Annotated in this window: 20 protein-coding genes; 5 read left to right on the top strand and 15 right to left on the bottom strand. The window is 44.7% G+C overall.

Annotation, left to right across the window (positions count from 1 at the left end; all coding sequences use genetic code 11):
• Positions 1 to 34: 34 nt before the first annotated feature.
• Positions 35 to 1,072, bottom strand: a complete 1,038-nt coding sequence (locus QVC79_RS00530) for an HmuY family protein (RefSeq protein WP_270595633.1) — start codon at positions 1,070 to 1,072, stop codon at positions 35 to 37.
• Positions 1,073 to 1,322: 250 nt separating this feature from the next.
• On the opposite strand from QVC79_RS00530, the gene leuS reads away from it, so the two are divergent.
• The gene (gene leuS / locus QVC79_RS00525; RefSeq protein WP_124315894.1) at positions 1,323 to 4,094 is read left to right on the top strand and encodes a leucine--tRNA ligase; all 2,772 of its coding nucleotides are present in this window, start codon (positions 1,323 to 1,325) and stop codon (positions 4,092 to 4,094) included.
• Positions 4,095 to 4,133: 39 nt separating this feature from the next.
• Here leuS and QVC79_RS00520 read toward each other — a convergent pair whose 3' ends face one another.
• From QVC79_RS00520 to QVC79_RS00510, 3 genes are read right to left on the bottom strand one after another with little or no spacing between them, the layout of a single operon-like run.
• On the bottom strand, positions 4,134 to 4,505 hold the full coding sequence (locus QVC79_RS00520; protein WP_124315893.1) for a YbaN family protein: 372 nt from the start codon (positions 4,503 to 4,505) through the stop codon (positions 4,134 to 4,136).
• 6 nt (positions 4,506 to 4,511) lie between these two features.
• Positions 4,512 to 5,465, bottom strand: a complete 954-nt coding sequence (locus QVC79_RS00515) for a tRNA-dihydrouridine synthase family protein (RefSeq protein ID WP_270595634.1) — start codon at positions 5,463 to 5,465, stop codon at positions 4,512 to 4,514.
• A 2-nt stretch (positions 5,466 to 5,467) separates the two neighbouring features.
• Complete coding sequence (locus QVC79_RS00510; protein WP_270595635.1) at positions 5,468 to 6,679, bottom strand: ATP-binding protein; 1,212 nt, start codon at positions 6,677 to 6,679, stop codon at positions 5,468 to 5,470.
• Positions 6,680 to 6,856: 177 nt separating this feature from the next.
• On the opposite strand from QVC79_RS00510, the gene QVC79_RS00505 reads away from it, so the two are divergent.
• Together QVC79_RS00505 and QVC79_RS00500 are read left to right on the top strand one after the other, a co-directional pair.
• The gene (locus QVC79_RS00505; RefSeq protein WP_027200712.1) at positions 6,857 to 7,063 is read left to right on the top strand and encodes a hypothetical protein; all 207 of its coding nucleotides are present in this window, start codon (positions 6,857 to 6,859) and stop codon (positions 7,061 to 7,063) included.
• Between the two features lie 17 nt (positions 7,064 to 7,080).
• Positions 7,081 to 7,605, top strand: coding sequence for a TlpA family protein disulfide reductase (locus tag QVC79_RS00500; protein ID WP_270544379.1), 525 nt, complete (start codon positions 7,081 to 7,083; stop codon positions 7,603 to 7,605).
• Positions 7,606 to 7,615: 10 nt separating this feature from the next.
• Here the strand turns inward: QVC79_RS00500 and QVC79_RS00495 are convergent, their stop codons facing one another.
• The 11 genes from QVC79_RS00495 to QVC79_RS00445 form a co-directional block, all read right to left on the bottom strand.
• Positions 7,616 to 8,518, bottom strand: coding sequence for a DNA/RNA non-specific endonuclease (locus QVC79_RS00495; RefSeq protein WP_270595636.1), 903 nt, complete (start codon positions 8,516 to 8,518; stop codon positions 7,616 to 7,618).
• Positions 8,519 to 8,521: 3 nt separating this feature from the next.
• On the bottom strand, positions 8,522 to 10,120 hold the full coding sequence (locus QVC79_RS00490; protein ID WP_270595637.1) for a S41 family peptidase: 1,599 nt from the start codon (positions 10,118 to 10,120) through the stop codon (positions 8,522 to 8,524).
• A gap of 11 nt (positions 10,121 to 10,131) precedes the next feature.
• Complete coding sequence (locus QVC79_RS00485) at positions 10,132 to 10,578, bottom strand: dCMP deaminase family protein (RefSeq protein ID WP_087419151.1); 447 nt, start codon at positions 10,576 to 10,578, stop codon at positions 10,132 to 10,134.
• A gap of 13 nt (positions 10,579 to 10,591) precedes the next feature.
• On the bottom strand, positions 10,592 to 11,566 hold the full coding sequence (locus tag QVC79_RS00480; RefSeq protein ID WP_270595638.1) for a polyprenyl synthetase family protein: 975 nt from the start codon (positions 11,564 to 11,566) through the stop codon (positions 10,592 to 10,594).
• 540 nt (positions 11,567 to 12,106) lie between these two features.
• Entirely contained in the window at positions 12,107 to 13,213 is a 1,107-nt protein-coding gene (locus tag QVC79_RS00475) for a thioredoxin family protein (protein ID WP_124316780.1), read from the bottom strand.
• Between the two features lie 30 nt (positions 13,214 to 13,243).
• Entirely contained in the window at positions 13,244 to 14,767 is a 1,524-nt protein-coding gene (locus QVC79_RS00470) for a PKD-like family lipoprotein (protein ID WP_270595639.1), read from the bottom strand.
• Between the two features lie 18 nt (positions 14,768 to 14,785).
• A complete protein-coding gene (locus QVC79_RS00465; RefSeq protein ID WP_164719630.1) occupies positions 14,786 to 15,598 on the bottom strand; it encodes a DUF4843 domain-containing protein in 813 nt (270 codons plus the stop codon).
• 6 nt (positions 15,599 to 15,604) lie between these two features.
• A complete protein-coding gene (locus QVC79_RS00460; RefSeq protein WP_270595641.1) occupies positions 15,605 to 17,101 on the bottom strand; it encodes a RagB/SusD family nutrient uptake outer membrane protein in 1,497 nt (498 codons plus the stop codon).
• Between the two features lie 22 nt (positions 17,102 to 17,123).
• Positions 17,124 to 20,486, bottom strand: coding sequence for a SusC/RagA family TonB-linked outer membrane protein (locus QVC79_RS00455; protein ID WP_270595642.1), 3,363 nt, complete (start codon positions 20,484 to 20,486; stop codon positions 17,124 to 17,126).
• 102 nt (positions 20,487 to 20,588) lie between these two features.
• Positions 20,589 to 21,716 (bottom strand): FecR family protein, encoded by a 1,128-nt coding sequence (locus tag QVC79_RS00450; protein WP_164719526.1) that lies wholly within the window; start codon positions 21,714 to 21,716, stop codon positions 20,589 to 20,591.
• A gap of 47 nt (positions 21,717 to 21,763) precedes the next feature.
• Positions 21,764 to 22,297, bottom strand: a complete 534-nt coding sequence (locus QVC79_RS00445) for an RNA polymerase sigma factor (RefSeq protein ID WP_124315533.1) — start codon at positions 22,295 to 22,297, stop codon at positions 21,764 to 21,766.
• A 143-nt stretch (positions 22,298 to 22,440) separates the two neighbouring features.
• Between QVC79_RS00445 and QVC79_RS00440 the strand changes: the two genes are divergently transcribed.
• Together QVC79_RS00440 and QVC79_RS00435 are read left to right on the top strand one after the other, a co-directional pair.
• Entirely contained in the window at positions 22,441 to 23,025 is a 585-nt protein-coding gene (locus tag QVC79_RS00440; RefSeq protein ID WP_270595643.1) for an ORF6N domain-containing protein, read from the top strand.
• A 181-nt stretch (positions 23,026 to 23,206) separates the two neighbouring features.
• Positions 23,207 to 23,791 (top strand): ORF6N domain-containing protein, encoded by a 585-nt coding sequence (locus tag QVC79_RS00435; protein WP_270595644.1) that lies wholly within the window; start codon positions 23,207 to 23,209, stop codon positions 23,789 to 23,791.
• Positions 23,792 to 23,889: the final 98 nt, after the last annotated feature.

The following is a 23,889-nucleotide window of genomic DNA, read 5'->3' as shown; positions in this document are numbered from 1 at the left end:
GTTCCTCTTACGGTTGATAAATCATGAACAAAAATTATTTTAGAGGAAACTCGTAATCAAATGTAGCCGCCTCATTCTTACCCGTGGCATCAGACATATCCGTGAAACGCAATTTTGCATATTCGCCGCCGGCAGTCTTCACAACAAACACTTTACCATTAATTTCATAAGAATACGGGGGCATTGATCCGGTAGGAGTTGCCGTTACCCATTTAGCCAGCACTTCGTTAACCTTCGTGGGTTGATACCCAACAAAACCACTCATCATTCCCGACATATCCACCATGACTTCCCCATCCACATCTGAAGTGAAACTTTCTCCGGTAACACTGGCAGAAGTAACACTTTCCAAATCCGTGGTCTGTAACATGACGGCTGCCCCACCATTCGTTTTTATATCATACCGATGGAAAGCAATATCCCAATCGAAAGAAGTTTCATCACCATCCACTCCATAAGTCTTTCCGGTAGATTCCCCTGCAAAGGTTCCTCCCATATTCATCTGCATACCTCCATCTTCCATGGCCTTTACATTCATATACAGAGCAAGACTAAAGTCTGCATCTTTCGTCGCACCGATTGTTCCGTTTATCGACATATAATAATCCGTCGTGGTTTCATCTTCCTTTTCCATCGTAACAACCGACTTCTCACTTGAGATATTCCATACATTCCCCTCTTTCTTTGCAATGGCTTTTAAAGAAAAACTAGCACCCGTTGTTTCTGTTCCACTCATTCCACCAATTTCACAAGCCGGGAAGGAAATAACCACGGTATCACCAACGCCTTCATTAATCACCATCAACAAAGAATCGGTATTCTTTATAAGAGTACTAGAACTCAAATCTCCGTAATACACTCCCGTCACAGCCCCTTCCATACTCTTCACTTTCAACGTTTTCACCGTCTTCCCCTCTTTGAAACTAAAATATGACCAAGCATCATATGGATCACAATCTACGGTAACGGACTCTCCATCCCAAGAACCACCGTTATCATCATCATCCGTACAAGCCGCAAAACACGCACCGAACAACATGATAACCACAAGAAACCAATTCATCTTTTTCATTATATTTAAAAATTTAGTTTAACAACGATTTAGTGTCGCAAAAATAAAGTAGCCCACTCCCCCTCACAATCCCTTAAAATGGGTAAAAAACGCCCTTTACATACTTGATTATAGGGATAAGATCAAGACTTGTTTCTTTGGTTCTTACCGACAAAATTTAAAATTAGCATCGTACATTATTCTCCAACATTAATATCGTATGATTTTTATTACCTTTGCGATTCATTACGAGAACTAAAAAAGGATTAACATGGAATACAATTTCAAGGAAGTCGAAAAAAAGTGGCAAAGCTACTGGCAAGAAAACAAAACTTACCGGGTGGAAGTCGATCCTTCTAAGCCCAAATATTACGTGTTGGATATGTTTCCTTACCCATCCGGGGCAGGGTTGCACGTGGGACACCCGCTAGGCTACATCGCTTCCGACATCTATTCCCGTTACAAACATCTGAAAGGATTCAATGTCCTGCATCCCATGGGATATGACGCGTATGGTCTGCCCGCGGAGCAATATGCCATCCAAACCGGACAACATCCGGCCATCACCACGGAGAAAAACATCCGTCGCTACCGGGAACAAATGGATAAAATCGGATTCTCCTTCGACTGGGACCGTGAAATCCGGACCTGCGACCCGGAATACTACAAATGGACCCAATGGACTTTTATCCAGATGTTCAACAGTTTCTATTGCTACGACGAGCAAAAAGCCATGCCAATTACCGAACTGGTAAAAGCATTCGAGGCCGTCGGAACCCAAGGATTAAACGTCGCTTGCGGTGAGGAGATGGACTTTACCGCCGAGGAATGGAAAAACAAGAGTACGAAAGAACAACAAGAAATATTACTGAACTACCGTCTTGCCTATCTGGCTGACACCATGGTAAACTGGTGTCCCCAACTGGGAACTGTGCTGGCAAATGACGAGGTAAAGGAAGGATTATCTCTTCGCGGAGGTTATCCCGTGGTACAAAAGAAAATGCGTCAATGGTCATTGCGGGTTTCCGCGTACGCCCAAAGATTGCTTGACGGGCTTGACAACATTGATTGGTCCGACTCCTTGAAAGACATCCAACGTAACTGGATCGGTCGTTCACAAGGAGCAGATGTGAGGTTCGACGTGAAAGACTCCGATCTGAAATTAGAGATTTTCACCACCCGCCCCGACACCATCTTCGGGGTTAGTTTCATGGTTTTGGCTCCCGAATCAGACTACGTAAAACCGTTAACAACTCCCGAACAGGCTGACGCCGTTGCCGAATATTTGGATTACGTGTCCAAACGCACGGAACGGGAACGCCAAACCGAAGTGAAAAAGGTTACAGGTGTCTTCACCGGATCTTATGCCATCAACCCGTTCACCAACGAGGCCATCCCCATTTGGATCAGTGAATACGTTCTTTCCGGCTACGGAACCGGAGCCATCATGGCTGTTCCGGGACACGATAGCCGTGACTACGCCTTCGCTAAACACTTCAACCTGCCCATCGTACCCGTTGTCGATGACGGGGAAGGACACGATATGTCGGAAGGCTCCTACGATGCAAAAGCAGGTAAAATGATCAATAGCGGCATTATCAACGGCATGGAAGTCAAAGAGGCCATCGCCTACATTGCCGGAGAAGTAGAAAAACGAGGCATCGGTAAAAGCAAAATCAACTACCGCCTGCGTGATGCCATCTTCAGCCGCCAACGTTACTGGGGAGAACCGTTCCCCGTGTACTACAAGGACGACCTTCCTTACATGCTGGATGAATCCAAACTTCCGCTGGAACTGCCGGAAGTCGATAAATACCTGCCCACCGAGAGCGGGGAACCACCCCTCGGACGGGCTAAAAACTGGAAAACAGAAGATGGTTATCCATTAGAATTAAACACGATGCCCGGTTTCGCCGGTTCATCCGCTTATTTCTTACGTTACATGGATCCCCACAACAATAAGGCATTAGTTGATCACGAAATATGCAACTATTGGAAAAATGTTGATCTTTACCTCGGTGGTTCCGAACATGCCACAGGTCACTTGATCTACGCCCGTTTCTGGAATATGTTTCTGTATGACCTCGGCGTGGCTTGTGAAGAAGAACCCTTTAAAAAACTGATCAATCAAGGAATGATCCAAGGACGTTCAAACTTCGTGTACAGAATACAAGGCACAAACACCTTTGTTTCCGTCGGACTGAAAGATCAATATAAAACCACGGAAATCCACGTGGATGTCAACATCGTCAAGAACGACGTGCTGGATCAAGACGCCTTCCGGGCTTGGATGCCGGAGTACGCCAATGCCGAGTTCATCTTGGAAAACGGGAAATACATCTGTGGATGGGCTATTGAAAAGATGTCAAAATCCATGTTCAACGTGGTAAATCCCGACACGATCATCGAAGAATACGGGGCCGACACGTTACGCCTGTACGAGATGTTCCTCGGACCGCTGGAATTCAGCAAACCTTGGGACACGCAAGGGATTGACGGGGTGTACAAATTCTTACGCAAATTCTGGCGCCTGTTCCAAGTCGGTGAAGACTTCAGCGTAAGCGACGAAACTCCTTCCAGAGAAGAGTTAAAAGTGCTGCACAAAACCATCAAGAAAGTGGAATACGACATCGAGAACTTCTCTTTCAACACGTCCATTCCGGCATTCATGATTTGCACGAACGAATTGACCGCCTTGAAATGTAACAAACGGGCTGTCCTAGAACCCCTCGTAATCGCTCTCGCACCTTTCGCCCCACACATGGCGGAAGAACTATGGAGCTTGTTGGGACACACTCAAAGTATCACGAAAGAGTCATTCCCCAAATGGGAAGAAAAATTTCTAGTGGAGGACGCTTTTGAATACCCGGTATCTTTCAACGGCAAAGTTCGTTTCAAACTATCCATGCCCTTAACGGCAACCAATGCTGATATTGAGGCCGCAGTCAAAGCCGCACCCGAATCAACGAAATGGTTAGAAGGAAAAGAGATCAAAAAGATGATCATTGTCCCGAAGAAAATCGTGAACATCGTTATCGGGTAAATCAAAGTAAAAAAGAGGAGAAATCTCCTCTTTTTTACTCTAATTATTTTTGGCATTAGGGACAATGAACAACACGCTACACGTCCCGATCACCCCCAAACCCAAAAGCAACAAACGCACATGCCAGTTCTCGAAAACCACGAAAGCCGAAATAGAAATCATCGTCCACATACACACTATCGACACCGCTTTTGTCTTCCACCCGACACCCTTACGTTCTTGAAAACGCCTTAAGTAAGGCCCCAACCATTTCGAACGGTGTAAAGCATTATGTAATCGTTTCGAACTATTATAGAACAACCACGAACTCAACAACAAAAAGGGTGTAGTCGGTAACCCGGGAACAAAAATGCCAATAATCCCCAAAACCACGGAAATACAACCGATGATGATATATATCGTTCTCTTCATTCGCACTTACTCTTCCTCGTCACCCGGCATAAAAGCCTTTACCACCGCCTCGTTATACTGCGTCAACTTATTGCTCTTGTGAATTTTCTTCAAAACCTTCCGGTCTGTCGAAGGCATGAAATACTCCCAGAACGTTTTCATCTTCATCAACAACTGATGATCCCCCTGCAATCGCTCGGCATAAGCCGCGAGTAATTCGGCATGAAACGCCTTGAACCTCCTTAATCGTTCCTCCCCGGCAAGCACCTCATCTTCCACGTACTCTTGTGCCAAGGCCGGGTTCGCCAACAAACCTCTCCCGATCATCACTCCCTCCAAACGAGGGAAACGCTCCGTCACAGTTTGAACATCCTCCAAGGTCAAAATGTCCCCGTTATAATACAACGGGTGTTCACACCCCTCGTAAAAAGCCTCAAAAGCCTCCTTGTCCGTCTCCCCCTTGTACTCCTGCACGCCAACCCGGGCATGGAGAAATATAGCTGCCAACGGGGCTGCGTTCAACAAAGGCAATAACTTCAGACATTCCCCCGGATCTTCCCATCCTAACCGCATCTTCACGGAACATTGTATCTCCGGAAAATCCTTCACCACCTCCATCAAAGCCTCCACCCTCTCCGGGTGAGGTAACAATCCGGCTCCCTTTCCCCGTCGGGAGATCATCGTGAACGGACATCCCATGTTAATATCCACCTGCTTGTATCCCCTTCCTTCCAACATCTGCAAGCAAACATCCAACTCCGCAGGTTCTCCTCCCAACACTTGGGGAACTAGCAACTCCACACTATTTAACTCCGGATCGCAATCCTTCATATCCCTTGAACGAAACGAATCCTCCTTCTCCACCCGGATAAACGGCGTGTAGTAAGCATCCACTCCCCCGAAAAACTTCGCATGTATATTCCGGAACGTCCAATCGGTAAGCCCCTGTACCGGGGCAAAATGTATCTTATACTTTTTCATACTTAATCATTCATTAAAAGAAAACGCCGCACGGGAATTTGCCGGATTCCTTGGAAAGAGGCCCCCTCAAGCGGGTCTAAAGTAACTACAATTTTCGGATAATTATCTCTAATCTCCAGTAAATTTCCATATTCACGCTCCCAAGTCTTTTGTTCCATCACGGAAACGGCGACTTGAATATACAACTTTTCACCATCACGCTCCGCCACGAAATCGACCTCCCGGTCCCCGTCGCGCCCGACATGAACCGTGTATCCACGAACCATCAAATGATGATGGACAACATTTTCCAACACTTGACCAATATCATTCGGACGGAAAGGTCGAATCACGTGGCGGATACCCAAATCTTCAAAATAATATTTCTCCCCTACCCGAAATTGTTTCTTACCTTGAATATCCACGGGACGCACCCGACGAACAAAAAAAGCATTCTCCAGATACCCTAAATACTCCAAAATCATCTTAGGGGTCAAATCAATCCTTTGAGACTTCAGATATTCACTAATGCTACTCGCCGAAAACATATTACCGATCGTGTCAGCCAGATACACGGTAAGGTCTTGTAATTGTCTAACATTACGAATACCATACCGATCAACAATATCTTTCAGAAGAATCGTGTTATAGATACCTCTTAAATATTCCGACACGATCCCCTCGTCAAAAGGTAAGTTTACCAAATAAGGAAGTCCCCCGAATTTATAATACCGGGAAAATGTTTCATCACTATCCTCCAGCTGGTGGAATTGCATAAATTCCGAATAACTCAACCCCCAAATTCTAAATTCCACGTAACGTCCACTCAAAAAAGTGGCCAATTCCCCCGATAGCATCCGGGCATTACTTCCCGTGCAGTAAATATCATATCCCCCGTCAGCCAACAATCCGCGCAAGGCCTTTTCAAATGACGTTATATCCTGCACCTCATCAATAAAAAGGTAGCATTTCCCTGTCTTTCCTTCCCTGTGTTTCTGTATATAATACATTAAATCCGTGTAATCCCGGAGAGAATCAAATTCAAATAATTCCTTATTGATATATAGTATATCAGCGTTCGCATTTTTCCCCCGGATATAATCCATTAACTGAAAAAGCATAAAACTTTTCCCGACACGCCTTTGTCCCACTAAAACTTTTATAATCTGCGTGTCAATAAATGGTTTTATTCGATCTAGATAGATCATTCTAGCATAATAATGCGGTATTTCCATGTTTCATAATTAATTGTTATCCAAAATTACAAATTTCTTTTCTCATACGAAAAGAAATGGTTTCTTTTGTCTCATTTTTTTCGTACACGAAAAATGCCAACCTTTTGGAACACATTTATTCCAAACTCACGTACAACTATCAAGAATAATCATTAACTATGCCTCAAAATTTGTGATATGAAATTTTTACTCTGCCCCAAATGCGGAATACGCCGCTTTTACGTGAAAGACGAGAAGGGAAATAATTGTCTCGTACAAGTCACGACCGACTACGTTGTTGTCCCCGTCCACGAGGGAGATTCCCTAGAAGGATTCGACACGGAAACCCTTTATTGTCTCGGATGCTCGTGGAGTGGTAGTCCTAAAAGCTTGAAACGTTATTAATACAAATACATCATCCTATGAAACATCTGACATTTATACTATTACTGGTCATGACCTGTTCGCTGGCAAAGGCCCAGCAAGACGACAGGGGGTATATCGTGAAAGTAGGCGAGAAAGCCCCGAACATCGAGTTATTGTTTCCCGACGGAACCAAGAAACAACTAAAAGACTTGAAAGGAAAAGTTATCATGATACAATTCACCGCCAGCTGGTGCGGTGTATGCCGCAAGGAAATGCCTTTTATCGAAAAAGACATCTGGCTGAAATACAAGAACAACCCAGAGTTCGCACTCTTCGGTATCGACTTCAAGGAGAGCAAAGAAACCACCGAAAAGTTCGCCAAGGACATCAAGATCACCTATCCTCTACTCCTTGACCCGGAAGGTAAAGCATTCTACACCTACGCCGCGCAGGGAGCCGGAGTCACCCGTAACATCATCATCGACAAGAAAGGCAACATCGCCTTCCTCACCCGTCTCTACGACCCGAAAGAATTTGAGGAAATGGTGAAAGTCATTGATAAACTTTTAAAAGAGAAATAAGCCGTTTGGCTTATTTCTTTTTCTTTGCTGGTTTGCGTGCCGGTTTCTTTTTCTTCTTCTTACCTCCACGGTGTTTTATCAAGAAATGCACAGCAAGAAAGATCACAACTACGGCGACAACCGCTATCACCTGTTGATTTCTTGTCGGACGATACGAACCTCCCGAAGCCTGTCCCCCATCCCGTGACACGTGCGAAAGCGTGTCCGCCTCCAACTCCCGCTCCAAATCATCGGGTAATTGAGAAAAGAAATCAATCCCCGTCATCTTCTCCACTTTATCCACGGGAACGGCAAAACTATTCAAGGGACGCTTGCTCTCCTCGTTAGGCAACACGTAAGCGATCATTTGCTGCTTGGAAGGCGAATAAAACAGCTTGTAGTAATACCCCGGAACCGTCACTTTCCCCTTGCCAATCGAACCCTTATTACTCTTGAAAATCGGGCCTGTCACCACGTAAAGTTTCTCCTTCCGGGCCCGGTTACGCACGTGTTCCTCCAGCTCTTTCCAGATCCCCCGGTTAAACATCGGCACTTGGGGAGACATATTCGACATGTAGAACGTCTCGCTCATCGCCTTTGCGTTAAACGACATATCCGCAGCGGGACACAAATGCCCCCGGTCGTAACCGCTCCGCTTGTAATCGTCAGGCGTGGCGCTCCAACGACTGATCTTCGGGTCCACCCGAAAATCATTCTTCCGGCTCGCTTTCCCTGTCAAGTTTGCGGAACCCAACTCATAGTACACCCAATTCGCTTGTTTATGCTCCTTGTTGAATCCCAAGCAATAATGCTTGTAATCCACCCGTATCCCGTCATCATAAACCGGAATATAGCGCCCGTCGGCAAAACTACCTAAGGCAAGAAACAGAAACAGGAGGCCAAAAATCAGCCTCCCGTGTAATATACTCTTCATCAATTATTGTTTAATCGCTTCTTGCAACGTGTTATCAATCTGACCAAGAATCGGGTAGAATCCCTCGTCATCTATCGTGTGACGGGCAATATACGCCTCGATCCGGGTACGCAAAACTTGGTAGGACTCCTTGATTCCTTTCTCGTCCCGTTTCAAACCGCGACGGGCAGCATAATTCGCCATCTCGTTCACCAGATCAAATGATTTCAAGTAATTCTGAATCTGTTTGTAATCCTTCAGATTCACCATTTCCGGACGATGCCGGTCCATGAAATCAAACGTGTACTCGTACAAGAACTGGGTTCTCGTCACGTCGCTCAAATAACGGGAAACCCCGGTCGTGTCCGCCGGCACGAAAACATCCGGCATGATACCGCCACCACCATACACGGTACGCCCGCCCACGGTCTGGTATTTCAAATTCTCGTCAAAAACAATACTGTCTTTCTGTGAGAACTCCCCGTGAACCAAACGATTGTAAAGGTCATTATAATACTTCTCTTTCCCCTCGTTATACGGTTTCTGGATGGAGCGTCCCGAAGGCGTGTAATAACGGGCCACCGTCAAACGCAAGGCCGAACCGTCAGGCAACATCCGCTGTTCCTGAACCAATCCCTTACCAAACGAACGACGCCCGATAATCAACCCACGGTCATTATCCTGTATCGCCCCGGCAAAAATCTCGCTGGCTGACGCGCTAAACTCGCTGATCAGCACATCCACGCGCAAATCCTTAAATTGCCCTTTGCCGTTAGACTTATAATCTGCACGAGGTTGCGCCTGTCCCTGCGTGTAAAGAATCAAACGGTCGGCATCCAAGAACTCGTTAATCATCTGTATCGCTATCGGCAACACGCCACCTTCATTCTCCCGCAAATCGATAATAATTTTCCTCATCCCCTCTGCCTTCAACTTCACCAACGCTTGCATGAACTCGGCATACGTGTGCATACCGAAAGTATTCGTTTTCAAATAACCCGTCGTGTCATTCAGCATATACGCCACGTCCACGCTCTTCACCGGAATACTTCCGCGAACCACCTCTTTCGTGATTAACTTCGGCTCCCCTCTTCTAGCGATCGTCAACTCCACTTTCGTTCCCAGTTCCCCCCTCATCAACTCCTGAATCTTATCCTGCCCCATCTTTACCCCAGCAACCAAAGAATCGTTCACCCGTACAATCCGGTCCCCGTCCTTTATCCCGGCTTTCTCCGAAGGTCCACCCGGGACCACCTTCACGACGGTCACCGTATCTAGGTACTTGTAAAACTGGATTCCAACACCCCCGAAGTTTCCCACGATCCCCTCATTTGCCCGTTGCATATCCTTCGCGGGAATATATACCGTGTGTGGGTCCAGATCCTTCAATAAGACCGGAATTGTATTCTCCACGATCTGCCTCGTGTCCACGGTATCCACGTACGAATTTTGTATCATACTGATAATCAAATCCAGCTTACTTCCCGTCACGGGCAAAAACATTTCCGAGGACGCTGACACCTGTGTACGGTCCGGCAAGAACCGGTTCAACATCATCCCGAACACGATGGCCAAAGCCAGCACGATCGGAGTCAACAAAGCCCTCAAATTACTCTTATTCATTCTCTTCCAATTTAATCTTTATTTTCCTGATTCTCGTTCAACTCGATAAATGCCACGTCAATTCCAGCTTTCTGCAACAACTCGATCCCGTCGACACTCCGGTAATTCTCGGAATATACCACCCGCCGGATTCCGGCCTGAATGATTAACTTGGCACACTCGATGCAAGGGGAGGCTGTCACGTACAACGTTGCCCCCAAACTGCTGTTATTTGACTTCGCGACCTTCGTGATCGCGTTCGCCTCGGCATGCAGCACGTAAGGTTTCGTCTTATTATTCTCGTCCTCACAGATATTTTCGAACCCGGAAGGCGTCCCGTTATACCCGTCGGATATAATGGCATCCCCCCGCACAATCAACGCACCAACCTGCCGACGTTCGCAATACGAATTCTCCGCCCATATCCGAGCCATTCTCAAATAACGTTCATCCAGTAACTGTTGCTTCGATTTACTCATCTATCCTTTTATTTTATTTTTTACGATTCCCGATAGCATCTAGCGTTTCGTAGAAATCAATTTTTCTTTCTCTCGGGACATCAATCTTATCCAAAATATCCCGGCTCATCTTCAAATATTTATCAATCGCCGCGAAAGCAAGTTCTTTAATCCCCAAACGATCGTAGATTCGAGTCACCGCCTTGATCTTCTCTTCGTGGTCAAACTCTTTTCGTTCGATCCATCCCCACAACTCTTCTTTCGTTTCCGGATCAGCCAATTCCAACGCCTTGATCAACATATAAGTCTTTTTATTGGCAACAATATCACCTCCGATATTCTTCCCGAATTCCGCCACGTCACCATACACGTCCAAGTAATCATCCTGCAACTGGAATGCCAGCCCTAAGTATCCCCCGAATTCATACAAAGCGTTATACTCATGCTCCGGGGCATCAGCCAGCAAGGCTCCATGCCGCAAACTTCCGGCAAGTAACACCGAAGTCTTCAGATAAATCATCTTAATATATTCTTCCTCCGAAACATCATTCCGGGTCTCGAACAACATATCGTACTGCTGTCCCCGACACACGTCCATCGCCACTTGGTTAAAAAAATCTATCGCCCGACGCAAGTACTTGTCCTCGCAATGCTCGATGCACTGGTAGGCCGTGATCGCTGCCGCATCGCCACTCAGGATGGCCACGTTACTATTCCACTTCTTATGAACGGTCAACCGACCTCTCCGCAACTCCGCATCATCCATCACGTCATCATGTAAAAGCGTGTAATTGTGGAAGATCTCAATCCCGATAGCGGATTTCAGCACCCTCTCAATATCCTCCCGGTAAAGATTATATGCCATCAACGTTAAAAGAGGCCGCAAGCGTTTCCCCCCGTCTTCCAGAATATACAGAATCGGTTCGAACAAGGAATACGGCTCCTGTATATACTCTTTCTTATCTAACTCTTCTTTTATAATCGCTCTAAGTTCATCTATAGTATACATATCCGTCACATTTTCAAATTAGTTCGGCTAAAGTATAAAAAAAGCGCCAACAACCCATCATCTATGCAAAGAAATATCTTTTTCCCAAACAGCCCCCTTTTTTCTCCCACCGCAAAAAATAAAACGATTTTCGAACCTCCGGCCAAGCACGGGGAAACATTCCTAATTTCAAACTATTGATTCTTAATGCCGTAACCGTCTGGATGAGTTCCTGCATAACACTCTTAATTGATAAACAATAGCTGAATAGTTCCGGATGACTTTCGTGTAAAGCGCTATTAAAACGCTATTAAATACCTATTAAAACGCTATATATAATAGCGTTCTATTAATATTTTAATTGCTTATTAAAATAACTTTATCCGTGAGTGATCATGACTTGATCACAAAATAAAGATAAAATATCGGATAACAAAGAGACGACAACGAGCTTTCCTCTTACAGACCTCCCTTAGTCATAAAAATATCCCGGCCTCTATTTCAGAGAACCGGGATACTCAACGATTCGATTTCGAAAGCCTCTTTTAATATTCTCGGCCATTAATGACCTTTACCTTCCAATTGCATCAATTGTTGGGCTACAAACACAATCATCGTCGCATCCATATTCAGAAATGAATGACGTATAAATTTTGCCGCACGTTTTTTCACCGCCTCGTCTGCATTCACGAACAAATTAGCAAAATTATACATGAGAAAAGACTGAAAATCCTCATTCAACTTATCATACTCCTTCTCGCATAGCGTCATAAAAGCGTCTAAATCACCTTTACTATAAGACTCAATAAAACGAAATGCTGTCGTATAACGACCGTCTTTATTCAATCCCAAATCCGTGATTCCCTTCTTCATGATATCGTATTGCTCTTGATCAAAAGGAACTTGCGCGGATAGATAATTCAAAACGTCCATCCTGTACAATTCTCTTATTCGATCAGAAATATCACTCTTAATTGCAGGAACAAATCTATCTCGGTTCGCAATCATATATTGTGCAATAGCATCCGTGGTATTCCCCGTGTAAGTCGTGTAGATAAACAGGTTTTCTTCTGCCAGACGCTCCTTATCTTGTAAACCGTTAAAATAATCTTGCACTATCTTGAAAGCCTCATCCTTTTTGGCCATGTCCGGTTGACGATTTTTATAAACTTCTTCCATTTTCATCCCGGCATAGGCGGAAATCAAGGCGGCAGTACGCTCCCCGCTTTCATAGCGTTGGCGCATACGTTCTGGTGTTTTGTTAGGATCGATCAAACGGTCGATACTACCGATAAAAGCATTTCCGTCCATCGTCCCGCCCACCTTGGTCATTAAAATCTTTTCATCGGGAGTTATCGCGATAAAAGTCGGATAAGCTTTTACCTGATAGCGTTTTGCCAGTTCTGGCCCTTCGCCCTTCTCAGCATCAATTTTTATACAAACGAATTTGGCATTCAAGTAATCTCCCACGTTTTTCATCGGGAAAACGTTGTTCATCATCATCTTGCAGGGACCACACCAAGAGGTGTAGAAATCAATGAATACTAGCTTTTTCTCGGTTTTAGCGGCAGCAAGCGCTTCCTTGTAAGCGAGATTCCGAAAATTCGTCTGGGCCATTAACGAAAAAGTAAACAAGGAAACGGACAAGAATAGAATAATTTTTTTCATCGTATTAAATTTTTAGTAAAGTATCATTTATCAATAAGGGAAACATGGACCATATCCATACATCGGTCCAAGCATGGCGGTCTGATCCACGACTAGCTGGCAAACATAACGGACGCTTTTCAATTTTCCTTCCCCGGAGAATTTATCAACGGGATCTCCATATGGCTGTCCTCCGCGGATGTTATACAAGTACACGGTATAGGTGTTTTCTTTCTGCGTCCCAATCACGATATTGTCAAAGTTCAAGGAGGTGTCCCCAAATGGACCCATATTCCAATACAGATTAAAAATATAGGAAATCGTTTCTCCTGCCGGAAGGCCCGTGACAGGGATCTCGATTTCCGTTTCCGCATCAAAATTATAGGCATACAGTTTATTGTTGTGTACGCTGTAAATAAATGTCCCGGTCATCCCATTCCCGGCTATAATGTCTCCTTGCGCCAAATGCAAAGCCGAACTCAACGGCCGGATTTCCACGATCTTACCACCGGAAAGCAAGTACAGGTAACGGGTACCGGAAACTTTATCCTGACACAGGAAATAGATGGTTTCGACACCACCCACGTAGTTAAGGCCGCTCGATAGGCATTCTAGGTTATCTTGATTGATCTCCGTGTTGTACTCGACTTCAGATGCCGCAATACAACTGTAATCCACGGTCATAACGCGATGTTTCGTGTTATTCCAATACACATGCCCCCCGAATCCCCCGTTTACAAGCTGAACGTGTTTACTTCCCCCGTTATCCAGCGGGAATCCCATTTTTCCACTATTTTCACTGGTTGAAGAAGAGCGGATTCCCTTGTTCGAGAAATAGAATATACTGGCAAGACTACGAACCAGACAATAGGGTTCCTCGTCCGCCTCCATTTCCTCGAAAAGTAGATTCGAATTATCAAACGCTTTCAGCATGTCCACGGTGCGAAGGCAAATAAGTTTATTCTGTTCCGTGGTGATACAGACGGTATTGGCGTTCACCATTTTGTTCTCCTCGGTGTCGATAAAGGCTTGGCTGTAACCCACGGAGAGATTACGAGGAGAACCGGATAAGGCTTCCCCTTGGGTCGAGGCTAAAAGATCGGAGACTAGCCCGTTCTGCGTGTACACGTCCAGTTCCGTGTTCCCGTCTGCCGTCTCTTTCAAGATATAGAATCCCTGCGAAAACGTGGTGGAAACGGCAAGTTTCATCTCTGCCGTCGCAGCGTAGCCATTCGCGGTTGCCGTGGCTTCAAAAATAATCGTGTAACTTCCTGCCGGCAAATTTACCTCGTACGACAGGTTCTTGACCGAATCGATTTTATTCGTCCGGAATCCTTTGTCTTGATCTTCCTTGTAAATGTACCACGCATAGGTTAATTGATCGTCCGGGTAAGTCGTCTCGATTTCCGGCTCACGAATTAATTTATTCCCACTATAAGAAATAATCGACGCATCTTCCAAGGTTCCGATCGTTATGTCCCCGATGTTCTTGGTTCCCAAGCTACTATCATCATCATAACAGGATACCAATCCGAACAACGTGAATAACACGGATAATATGATATATTTTTTCATATCTTCTTACTTTTAAAATTAACTCCAACTTTTAGGCTCAAAACTAACTGGCGTTCCATCTTCTTCCTTGTAGGGTTCCTCTCCGGCCTCTTCCCGTTTCGCGTTCTCTTCTTCCAACTTCCGGGCAAACCAACCGGCCAAGTAGTTAACATAGGCCGAATCCCCGTCCATCAATTCCTTGATATACTCGTCATCCCACTTTTCTCCAGTCCACTCGATCATCAAGCGATGTTTTTCCGGCCCGTAAAGACCAAACGTATAGTCACAATAGGATTCCTCCCATACCGATGGTTTTGTTAACTTCGAAGAAATAGATAACGTGCGGGTTGTCAACCCGTCATATCCCGGTTTGAAATAACCGTTATCCTTGAAAGTAAACTGCAGAATCACGTCTCCACTGTTCAATGAAGGATCTTTCTTCACAACAATGGGAATTTTAGTTCCCGTTTTACGGGCGGGAATCATGTAATATTTCGCCTTCAGTTCTTCATTGGTAAAAGCGACATAATGCACATCGGCCTTCGCGTCATTTTTCCCGGTCTGAATTTGTTCCAGTTCTAACGGCCGGTCCTCATCCGACACGAATCCCATAGTTGAAATTTCAAACCAAACCGTGTCGATCTCCACTTCGTCCCCGGCATACACGAACGAATAGGAAGCATATCGTATCTCGTCGGTAACTTTTTCCGTCTCCAGTATGGAACCGTCATAATTGTAGTACACGAAATTCAACCAACAATCCGGGGTTTCGTACACTGGCAAATCTTTCTCGCAAGAACTCATTCCGAAAAGGAACAGGCACCCGATCAGTATATTTATTAACTGTTTCATAACCATTTACTTTATTTGAGAGTTAGGATTATATTCGGTTTCCGGGAGAGGAACGATGTACACGTTCTCGTCAGCATTCCCGTTCCCCCAAAGTATTGTCGTCGCCCCGGTTCTTTTATACGTGTAGAACATTTGTCCCTCACCGTAAAACTCTCGACGGTACTCGTTAACTATCTCCCCGGGGACCTCTCTCAAGGCGGAGAATCCCGCTTCGTTCAACACAACGGAGTGAGCCAGCATATAATCGTGGTACCATTCGTTTATTTCGTCCAGATCGGAAGAGGTTTCCATCGCGATCAAATAAATCTCGGACATCCGTAACAACGGGATAATCTGGTAATATAACATCTGGTTTTCAGCGTCATCTGCAAAATAATATTTTGTAAGGGCTCCATACAGGTTAGCCGACGCATCTTTCACGTTCCGGTTCCAACAATTCAGATACCTGTTGTGCGAACCCGTGTTTTGTCCCGCGTAGAGGTCACTCAGCATGGAGCTGGAAATCACGAGGTGCCCGGCTCCAGCTTGTTGGTCTACCTTGTTGCCGATCAGGAAAACGGACGAGTATGTTTTCACGTCATATTTACTGAGATAGAGCAAACATTCCGACGGGCAAGCTTTATATCCCTTGGCAATATCAGTTTCGCCGCTCATAGTCATTACCAGTTCCCCGTCAGCACCTTTGGCTTCTATAATTTCTTTGGCCAGCATGTACGCCTTGTCTTTCTTTCCCAAGTAAAGGTACATACGGGCTTGGATGGCTTTCACCGCCCAATAATTCATCCGGGACTGACGATAGTACATGTAGCTATCGCTTAATTCATTCCTGTTCGCTGAATTCAACTCGGAAAAAGTATATTGGAACAAGGGATCATTGTCTTTCAACAAAGATTCCGCTTTCGACAAGTCGCTTTCCAATTTCACGACGTAATCATCAAAACTATAATAAGCGGGCATCTCGTCAATCGAGGTCGTTTCGGAATAAGGTAATTCCACTTGCCGGGAGGCACCTTGCGGCATTTGCCCGAACAAACGCAGCACGTCCAACTGGCAAAAAGCACGAATAGCGTATGCCTCTCCCGTGATAACGGCACGAGCCGCGGGATCCTCGATAACCTCCCCGTTCTTCTCGGCATATTTAATAATCATGTTCGCTTGGGCGATCACGTTGAACAATCCCGCGTAAATGGTCTTCACGGCTGTCTTGGAGTAGTCGCCCGTGTAGTCATGGTTCATGAGGTCGTTGTCCTCGTAACGTGTCGAATTACGGAACTGGTACCAGAGATTGGCTAAAGATTCAATATTCGACATCGTTAATCTTTCACCGTAAATGTCCTGACTGGCTAAACTCATGTAACAACCGGTGAGGGCATCTTGGAATCCTTTGTACGTGGTAAACAAATCTTTGTCTTTCTGTTCCGTGTCCGGCCGGACATCCAGCCAGTCATTACAGGAAACGGACAACAAAGCCACGAGTACCGTTATGATATATAATCTTTTCATAAATACAGTTTTTAGTTACGTGTTAGAATAAGAACTTGATATATCCCTGTATGTTACGAGCATACGGGTAGCTGGTTCCCCGTTCCATTTTAATGGATGATAAATGCAGGATGTCAGACATATTCACACCGAACGTGATCGACGTGGCACGAGTATATTTCTGAATCCAAGGGGAATCCCATCGATATTGCACGCCGATAGACGAGATCTCGAACACGTTGTCATCCATCACGAAACGAGAGGTTGCACGGGTCTGGGTGTTACTCAATTGCTTGAAAAACGTCACGTCACCCGCTTGAAACCAACGGGATTTCAGCACACGGGCATCCACGTTTTGGCTGGATAAGGTATTCTTTGTTACCTCTACCTTGTTCAACAAGGTTTCGTTGTACACCTTACCTCCCCAGTAATAGGAACAGGCCACGTTGACCGTCAGTCCTTTCCACATGAACATAATGCTGCCATTTCCCCTGTATTTTTGATCTTTTGGTCCTAAATATACTTTATCAGATGGTTTCCAAGTATCGGTGATTTTCCCGTTTTTATCCAGAAAAATCTCGTTTCCCGTACTCGGGTCAATACCTAAAGAGCGTACGGCATAAATGGCATTCTGCGGACGTCCCTCGTAGAACAGATTGCTCACATCTACATCCTCCTGCAAGTACAATTCATTCTGGGCCTTGATCGCATCGGAAAGTTTGGTGATTTTATTCTTGTTGTAAACCAATTGCCCGCTAAACATCAAGTTCATCCTACGTTCCGAGTTCCGAATGGCATAACCGCTAAAAGAGGCTTCCCAACCTTTATTCTCGACTTCCCCTACGTTCGCAATATAGGAAGAAAATCCCATTGACAGGGGTAGGTCCATGTTGGAAAGAAGGTTTGCCGTCTTTTTCGTGTACACGTTGATTTCTCCTTTTACACGTCCTGTCCACAAACCGAACTCCATCCCGACATTAAACTCGTCTGTTTTCTGCCAAGTCAACTTGGGGTTTCCCCATCCTTGCAGGATCGTCCCGTTCCAGTTCATGTATTTGTTATCCGTGGAATACTTGTAGGTAGTCGATGCCCCGGTAGAGGAACCCTGTTGTGAACCGGTTTCCCCGTAAGAGGCTTTCAACCGTAAGGTCGTAAGCACGGGATGGCCTTGCAGGAATTGCTCGTTATGCAAGTTCCAACCGATACCGGTACTCCAGAAAGGGGCGTATTTTTTGTCACTCCCAAACGTGGAGCTACCATCAACACGGTAAGCCAAGTCCACGTAGTAACGCCCGTCATAGATGTAGTTCACGTTCCCGGTTAAACCAAAGCGACGGGTGCTTGTCTTCGTCCCGGTGGGAATCCCATCCTTCATGTACTGACGGGCATTTCCTAAAAAATTCATATCCTCGCTCGAAAATCCTTCCAACTCGAAACTATATGAACGGGATTTTGTTTCGGCCAATGACCAGTCAACACCCACGGATAAAAGATGTTTCTCGGCAAAAGTTTTATTATAGGTCACCGTAACATTCCCGCTGTAACTATATTCTTTCCCGGTTCCGTAACGATACAAGCCACGACGGAAGAATCCCTCGTCCGTGGCATATTCCGCTTTTTTATCCCCGGAGGTAAAATAAGAATGTTCTGCCGGCAAGAAATAATCACTGCTGTTGTCCGTGCTGGAGATTCCCAGCTGTCCTCTTAATTTCAATCCTTCGATAATATCCCATTCAATCGAAAAGTTGTTGGTCAACGATTGGTATCCCGATTTATCGAAAGAGTTTAGTGAAGCATCATATAACGGATTCTGCTTATCAGGATTGTTATACTGGAAACCGTCGAAATAACGCACGAGATTACCCTTCTCGTCATACGGGGCATCATAAGGTTGTTGCTGCGCATACGTGCTAAATTCCCCATACCGACTTTCACGTCCCCGGTTCATCCCGTAAGAGGTGTAATTCTTGAATGTCAACTTATCCATCATGTACATCAAAACGATGGAACCGTTAAAATTGCGCCGGGAAGAACCTTTCATGGCTCCAACCACGTTTTTATAAGCCAAAGCACCACTCCAACGAAATTGCTCACTTCCTCCTTCTAAACGCAAATTATAATGGGTACCGACACCCGTGTGCAAAGGTTTACTCAACCAATCCGTGTCCACCCCGGAGAGTACGGCTTTCAAACGTTTATTATATCTTTCGGAATATTTCACGTCATTCCCCGGCAGATCGGAATCATATAGCCCGGCCATCTTTTCCAATTGCAGTTTTTCTGCCGCATTCAGCAAATCATAGGAACTCAAGTCCGGAGCCTCAATATCCATTCCTATTTCGGCATTAACCCTCAACTTGCCCGCTTCCGGTTGTCTCGTGACGACCACGATCACACCATTGGACCCGCGAGAACCGTAAATGGCCGTGGCTGCCGCATCTTTCAATATATTGATGGACTCGATCTCGTCGTCATTGTAGTCCATTAACTTTTCCAACGTGATTTCGAAACCATCCATGATGATCAAAGGAGAGTTCACATCATTTTTGATACTTTCGTTATATTCCTGCACGCTCATGGGTAAAGAAGAATTACCTCGAATGTTTATTTGAGGTACATTATTCGGGTTACTACCCATGGCATTGTTTACCATGAAATTCAAGGACGCATCAATGTTTTTCAAGGTTTGCAGAACATTCTGTCCCTTGTACATTTTTAATTGTTCGGAAGAGATGCTGGAAACAGCCCCCGTGTAACTTTCCTTGGCCTTTTTGAAAATACCGGTAACCACCACGTCTTCCAACACGGTATTATCTTCTTCCATCACAACACGGACTTCGGTTTTGTCTTTGATGGATACCAGTTGTGTCTTCATCCCGACAAAACCGACTTCAAGTGTCATCACGTCTTCCGGAACACGCAAAGTGAAATTACCGTCAACGTCCGTGACCGTCCCGATCGTGGCATTCACCACCCGAACAGTGGCCCCGATAACCGTTTCCCCTTTACTATCCACGACTTTTCCCTTGATCTCTTTCGTGGTATCGGATTTTTTCTTGGGTTGATATACAACCGAGATATACTTCCCGCTAGCCACATCCGAGAAAACAAAAGGCTTCCCATCAAGCACTTTTTGCAAGGCCTCGGTGATCGTCGCATCCTTCAAAGAGGCCGTGACTTTGTAGGACTGCACGTCGTCATAAGTAAAGAGAATCTTGTAGGTAGAAAGTTTTTCCAGTTGTTTTAACACGTTGGATAAGGGTGTATCCTTGAATTCCGCCGTGATTTTCTTCTCTTGCGCCTGTGTCAAACCCGCCGATAACAGGCAACACATCAAGAACACAACCCGGAGTAACCCGGCCAGTCGAAAACTGCCCGAATTGAATTGGAGTTTCTGGTGTTTCATAAATTTGTTCATTTAATTTATTTTTACATGACTCAAATACGTATTCTTTATTCTGATTTCGTTTTGAGATGTAAATCGGGTACCAGAAACGATAAAAATTTTTTATTTTACCGAAATTTTATTGTTTTCGTAAGTCGCTTGTACTTTACCAAGCATGTTCAATAATTGTAGTACTTCTTCTATTTTCTGATCGCGTTCGGCAAGGAAATGCAAGCGGTAATTCATCGCTCGCAGGTTCTCGAATTCGACCCGTATATTATACCACCGCCCTAATTCACGCATGATCTCAACCACGGATTCATTATCAAAATAGAAATATCCTTCCGTCCATAAATAGTAATTGTCCGTGTCAACTTCCCGCACGTCAAAAGTCCCGTCTCCTTGTAAATGAGCGTCTTCCCCGGGTTGTATTACCACTTCCGAGGATGAATCCGTGTTCTTCACTTTCACGCTTCCTTTTAACAAGGTCACGTGTGAATCATCGGGGACGTAAGTCCTGACATTAAACTCGGTTCCCAAAACTTCCGTCGTGATATTGCCGGATTTCACGATAAAAGGTCTCTGGGAATCGGGCGTTACCTTGAAATAACCTTCTCCCTCTAGCTCGACTACCCGCTGTTCCCCGGTAAAACGACTGGGATATTTCAGGCGGCTCTCGGCATTTAACCATACTTGAGTACCATCTGCCAAGCGAAGTTGATAGGCTCCGCATCTAGGGGTTGTCAAGGTATGTATCTCTGTTTCCCGGATCGTTTGCTGGTAATCCAACTCCTCTTCTCCCCGGGTGATTCCCGTCTCTCGCAATAGGCTGTCGGCCTGAGGTGCGGACAGTGATACCATACGCCCGTCACCCGTGGACAATAGGACTTCTTGAGATTGCGAGCTGGCGGTAAAAGCCACGATCGGTTGGTTAACCGGGACAGGGGCTGTCCGATCGAACATCTGCCAACTGAAAAATAAAAGCACAGAGGCTGCCACACCTATCGAGATACCGATCCACAATTGTTTTCCTTTATTTTTACCGGAGATTCTACTCTGCCGGAAGTTATTCCATTCTTTATTCACATCAGGTTTCAAGGACGCATGACAACGTACAAACGCCTGCCTATAATCCCCTAGCAAGCGAGCATCTTCCAGTTCTTTCGGATCATCCAGAATTGCATCAAGCTCCTCCTGACTCAACGAGCCGGGATCATCCAAAGCATCCAGCAAATCCTTTTTATTTTTCATATCCTGATCATCCATGTTTATTAACGACCTAATTTATATTAATACGTTTAGACCTCATTTTCGGGCACCCCCTCCGAGCCATTATTTATATGAAATTCTTCCCGCAATAAACGCAAGGCTTTCATAACGTGCTTTTTTACCGCACTAGGACTGATGTTTAGCATCTCCGCAACCTCTGCATATTTTTTCCGGTTAAAATAACATTCTTCCATGATATGCCTTGTCTGCGGGGTTAAACTATCTAATACTTTATATATCCGTTCAATCTTCTCGTTTTCCTCATCCAGCCCCGCATCCTCTTCCGAAAGCATACGGGAATACAATGCCACGTAATTCTCTTCCACCTTATTGTGACGGAACGTGTCTATACTTTTATTCCGCACGCTCTGGAAAAGAATCGCCACCACATTCATCTTCCGAAAGTTCTCGTAGTTTTTCCACACGTACTCGAACGCATCATTCACCACATCCCGACTGACCTCCGCATCATTCAAAAACTGATAAGCGTAGTAGTACAGACGGGAATAGTTTCCCGTATACAGTTCTTCGAACTCTTTTCCATACCTCAAGCTTTTCAGCATATTCAATCCTGTTTATCCGCCTGCTAAGTTAATAGAAATTCATGGAACACGTACTCTTGATTTGCATATTCTTTAATTTTGTGGCTATATAGTGATGATTCATATCTATTTTTACTACATTTGTCCTACTAAATAATATAACCGTGATGGACCTGCAAATCATTCAAGATAAAATTTATGAAATCCGAGGGCAAAGGGTCATGCTTGACCGGGATCTTGCAGAAATGTATGGGGTCCTCACGAAAGCATTAAACCAAGCTGTCAAACGAAATATTGATCGTTTCCCTTCAGATTTCATGTTTCAGTTGACAAATGAAGAAACACAAAATTGGAAGTCACAAATTGTGACCTCCAATTCTATAAAAATGGGAATGAGGCGTAATCCATACGCTTTCACCGAGTTAGGTGTAGCTATGCTTAGTAGCGTACTTAACTCAAAGACAGCTATACAAATAAACATGGGTATTATGCGAGCTTTCGTGTCTGTCCGGCAAATGCTATCTAATCCGATAGAACGTCGATTCGAGACAATCGAAACACAAGTAAAGGAACTAAAGCAATACATGGAAGAAGTCTTGGTTGATCAAAATGACATAAACGAGGACACGATGGTTCAGCTCGAACTGATAAATCAAACCTTAGCAGAACTACAAGTAAAAGATCAGGGATTTAAGGGAAGAAAAAGAATCGGGTATGAGTTACCGGGATGTGAAGATGAAAAATTATAAAGCTCAAACTCTTTTCCATACCTCAAGCTTTTCAGCACATTTAATCCTATTTATCCATCCGCTAAGTTAATAAAATTTCATGGAATGCGTACTTTTGATTTGCATATTCTTTTATTTTATAGCTATATAGCAAGGTTTTATATTTACTTTTACTACATTTGTCCTACTAAATAATATAACCGTGACGGACCTGCAAATCATTCAAGATAAAATTTACGAAATCCGAGGGCAAAAGGTGATGCTTGACTTCGATCTAGCTGAAATGTATCAAGTTGAAACCCGGGTATTGAACCAAGCAGTAAAACGTAACGCAGAACGTTTCCCCGAAGATTTCATGTTTCAACTCTCAATTACAGAATGGGAAAACATGTCATCACAATTTGTGATGACATCTCGAAATAAACGCCCAAAGTCAGCTCTACCACTTGCGTTCACCGAGCATGGTGTGGTAATGCTATCCAGTGTACTACGAAGTGGCATCGCTATACAAACAAGTGTTCTAATAACACGTGCTTTCGTGGCGATGCGACAACTATTGCTAAATCATCCTATGGATAGAGTTTCACTCCTCCAGCAGGAAATGAAAGAACTCAAAGAGTACCTTGAAGAAGTTTTTACCGACTATAATGATATTAACGATGATACCCGGATGCAACTCGAATTAATAAACCAAACCCTAGCAGAGTTACAAGCAAAAGACCGGGGCTTTAAGGAAAGAAGAAGAATCGGGTATGAGTTACCGGGATGTGAAAATGAAAAATTATAAAGCTCAAACTCTTTTCTATACCTCAAGCTTTTCAGCATATTTAATCCTGTTTATCCGCCTGCGAAGTTAATAGAATTTCATGGAACACGTACTCCTGA

It is taken from the genome of Butyricimonas sp. (assembly GCF_019423355.1).
Lineage (GTDB): Bacteria > Bacteroidota > Bacteroidia > Bacteroidales > Marinifilaceae > Butyricimonas > Butyricimonas faecihominis.
This window is presented reverse-complemented; position numbering and strand designations above follow the sequence as displayed.

Bases quoted from the DNA above. Each gene is read 5' to 3' on its own strand.
- QVC79_RS00515 (WP_270595634.1), bottom strand. From the start codon at position 5,465: ATGAAAAAGTATAAGATACATTTTGCCCCGGTACAGGGGCTTACCGAT.
- QVC79_RS00485 (WP_087419151.1), bottom strand. From the start codon at position 10,578: ATGAGTAAATCGAAGCAACAGTTACTGGATGAACGTTATTTGAGAATG.
- leuS (WP_124315894.1), top strand. From the start codon at position 1,323: ATGGAATACAATTTCAAGGAAGTCGAAAAAAAGTGGCAAAGCTACTGG.
- QVC79_RS00495 (WP_270595636.1), bottom strand. From the start codon at position 8,518: ATGAAGAGTATATTACACGGGAGGCTGATTTTTGGCCTCCTGTTTCTG.
- QVC79_RS00445 (WP_124315533.1), bottom strand. From the start codon at position 22,297: ATGCTGAAAAGCTTGAGGTATGGAAAAGAGTTCGAAGAACTGTATACG.
- QVC79_RS00500 (WP_270544379.1), top strand. From the start codon at position 7,081: ATGAAACATCTGACATTTATACTATTACTGGTCATGACCTGTTCGCTG.
- QVC79_RS00490 (WP_270595637.1), bottom strand. From the start codon at position 10,120: ATGAATAAGAGTAATTTGAGGGCTTTGTTGACTCCGATCGTGCTGGCT.
- QVC79_RS00475 (WP_124316780.1), bottom strand. From the start codon at position 13,213: ATGAAAAAAATTATTCTATTCTTGTCCGTTTCCTTGTTTACTTTTTCG.
- QVC79_RS00505 (WP_027200712.1), top strand. From the start codon at position 6,857: ATGAAATTTTTACTCTGCCCCAAATGCGGAATACGCCGCTTTTACGTG.
- QVC79_RS00460 (WP_270595641.1), bottom strand. From the start codon at position 17,101: ATGAAAAGATTATATATCATAACGGTACTCGTGGCTTTGTTGTCCGTT.
- QVC79_RS00480 (WP_270595638.1), bottom strand. From the start codon at position 11,566: ATGTATACTATAGATGAACTTAGAGCGATTATAAAAGAAGAGTTAGAT.
- QVC79_RS00470 (WP_270595639.1), bottom strand. From the start codon at position 14,767: ATGAAAAAATATATCATATTATCCGTGTTATTCACGTTGTTCGGATTG.
- QVC79_RS00520 (WP_124315893.1), bottom strand. From the start codon at position 4,505: ATGAAGAGAACGATATATATCATCATCGGTTGTATTTCCGTGGTTTTG.
- QVC79_RS00465 (WP_164719630.1), bottom strand. From the start codon at position 15,598: ATGAAACAGTTAATAAATATACTGATCGGGTGCCTGTTCCTTTTCGGA.
- QVC79_RS00530 (WP_270595633.1), bottom strand. From the start codon at position 1,072: ATGAAAAAGATGAATTGGTTTCTTGTGGTTATCATGTTGTTCGGTGCG.
- QVC79_RS00455 (WP_270595642.1), bottom strand. From the start codon at position 20,486: ATGAAACACCAGAAACTCCAATTCAATTCGGGCAGTTTTCGACTGGCC.
- QVC79_RS00450 (WP_164719526.1), bottom strand. From the start codon at position 21,716: ATGAAAAATAAAAAGGATTTGCTGGATGCTTTGGATGATCCCGGCTCG.
- QVC79_RS00510 (WP_270595635.1), bottom strand. From the start codon at position 6,679: ATGGAAATACCGCATTATTATGCTAGAATGATCTATCTAGATCGAATA.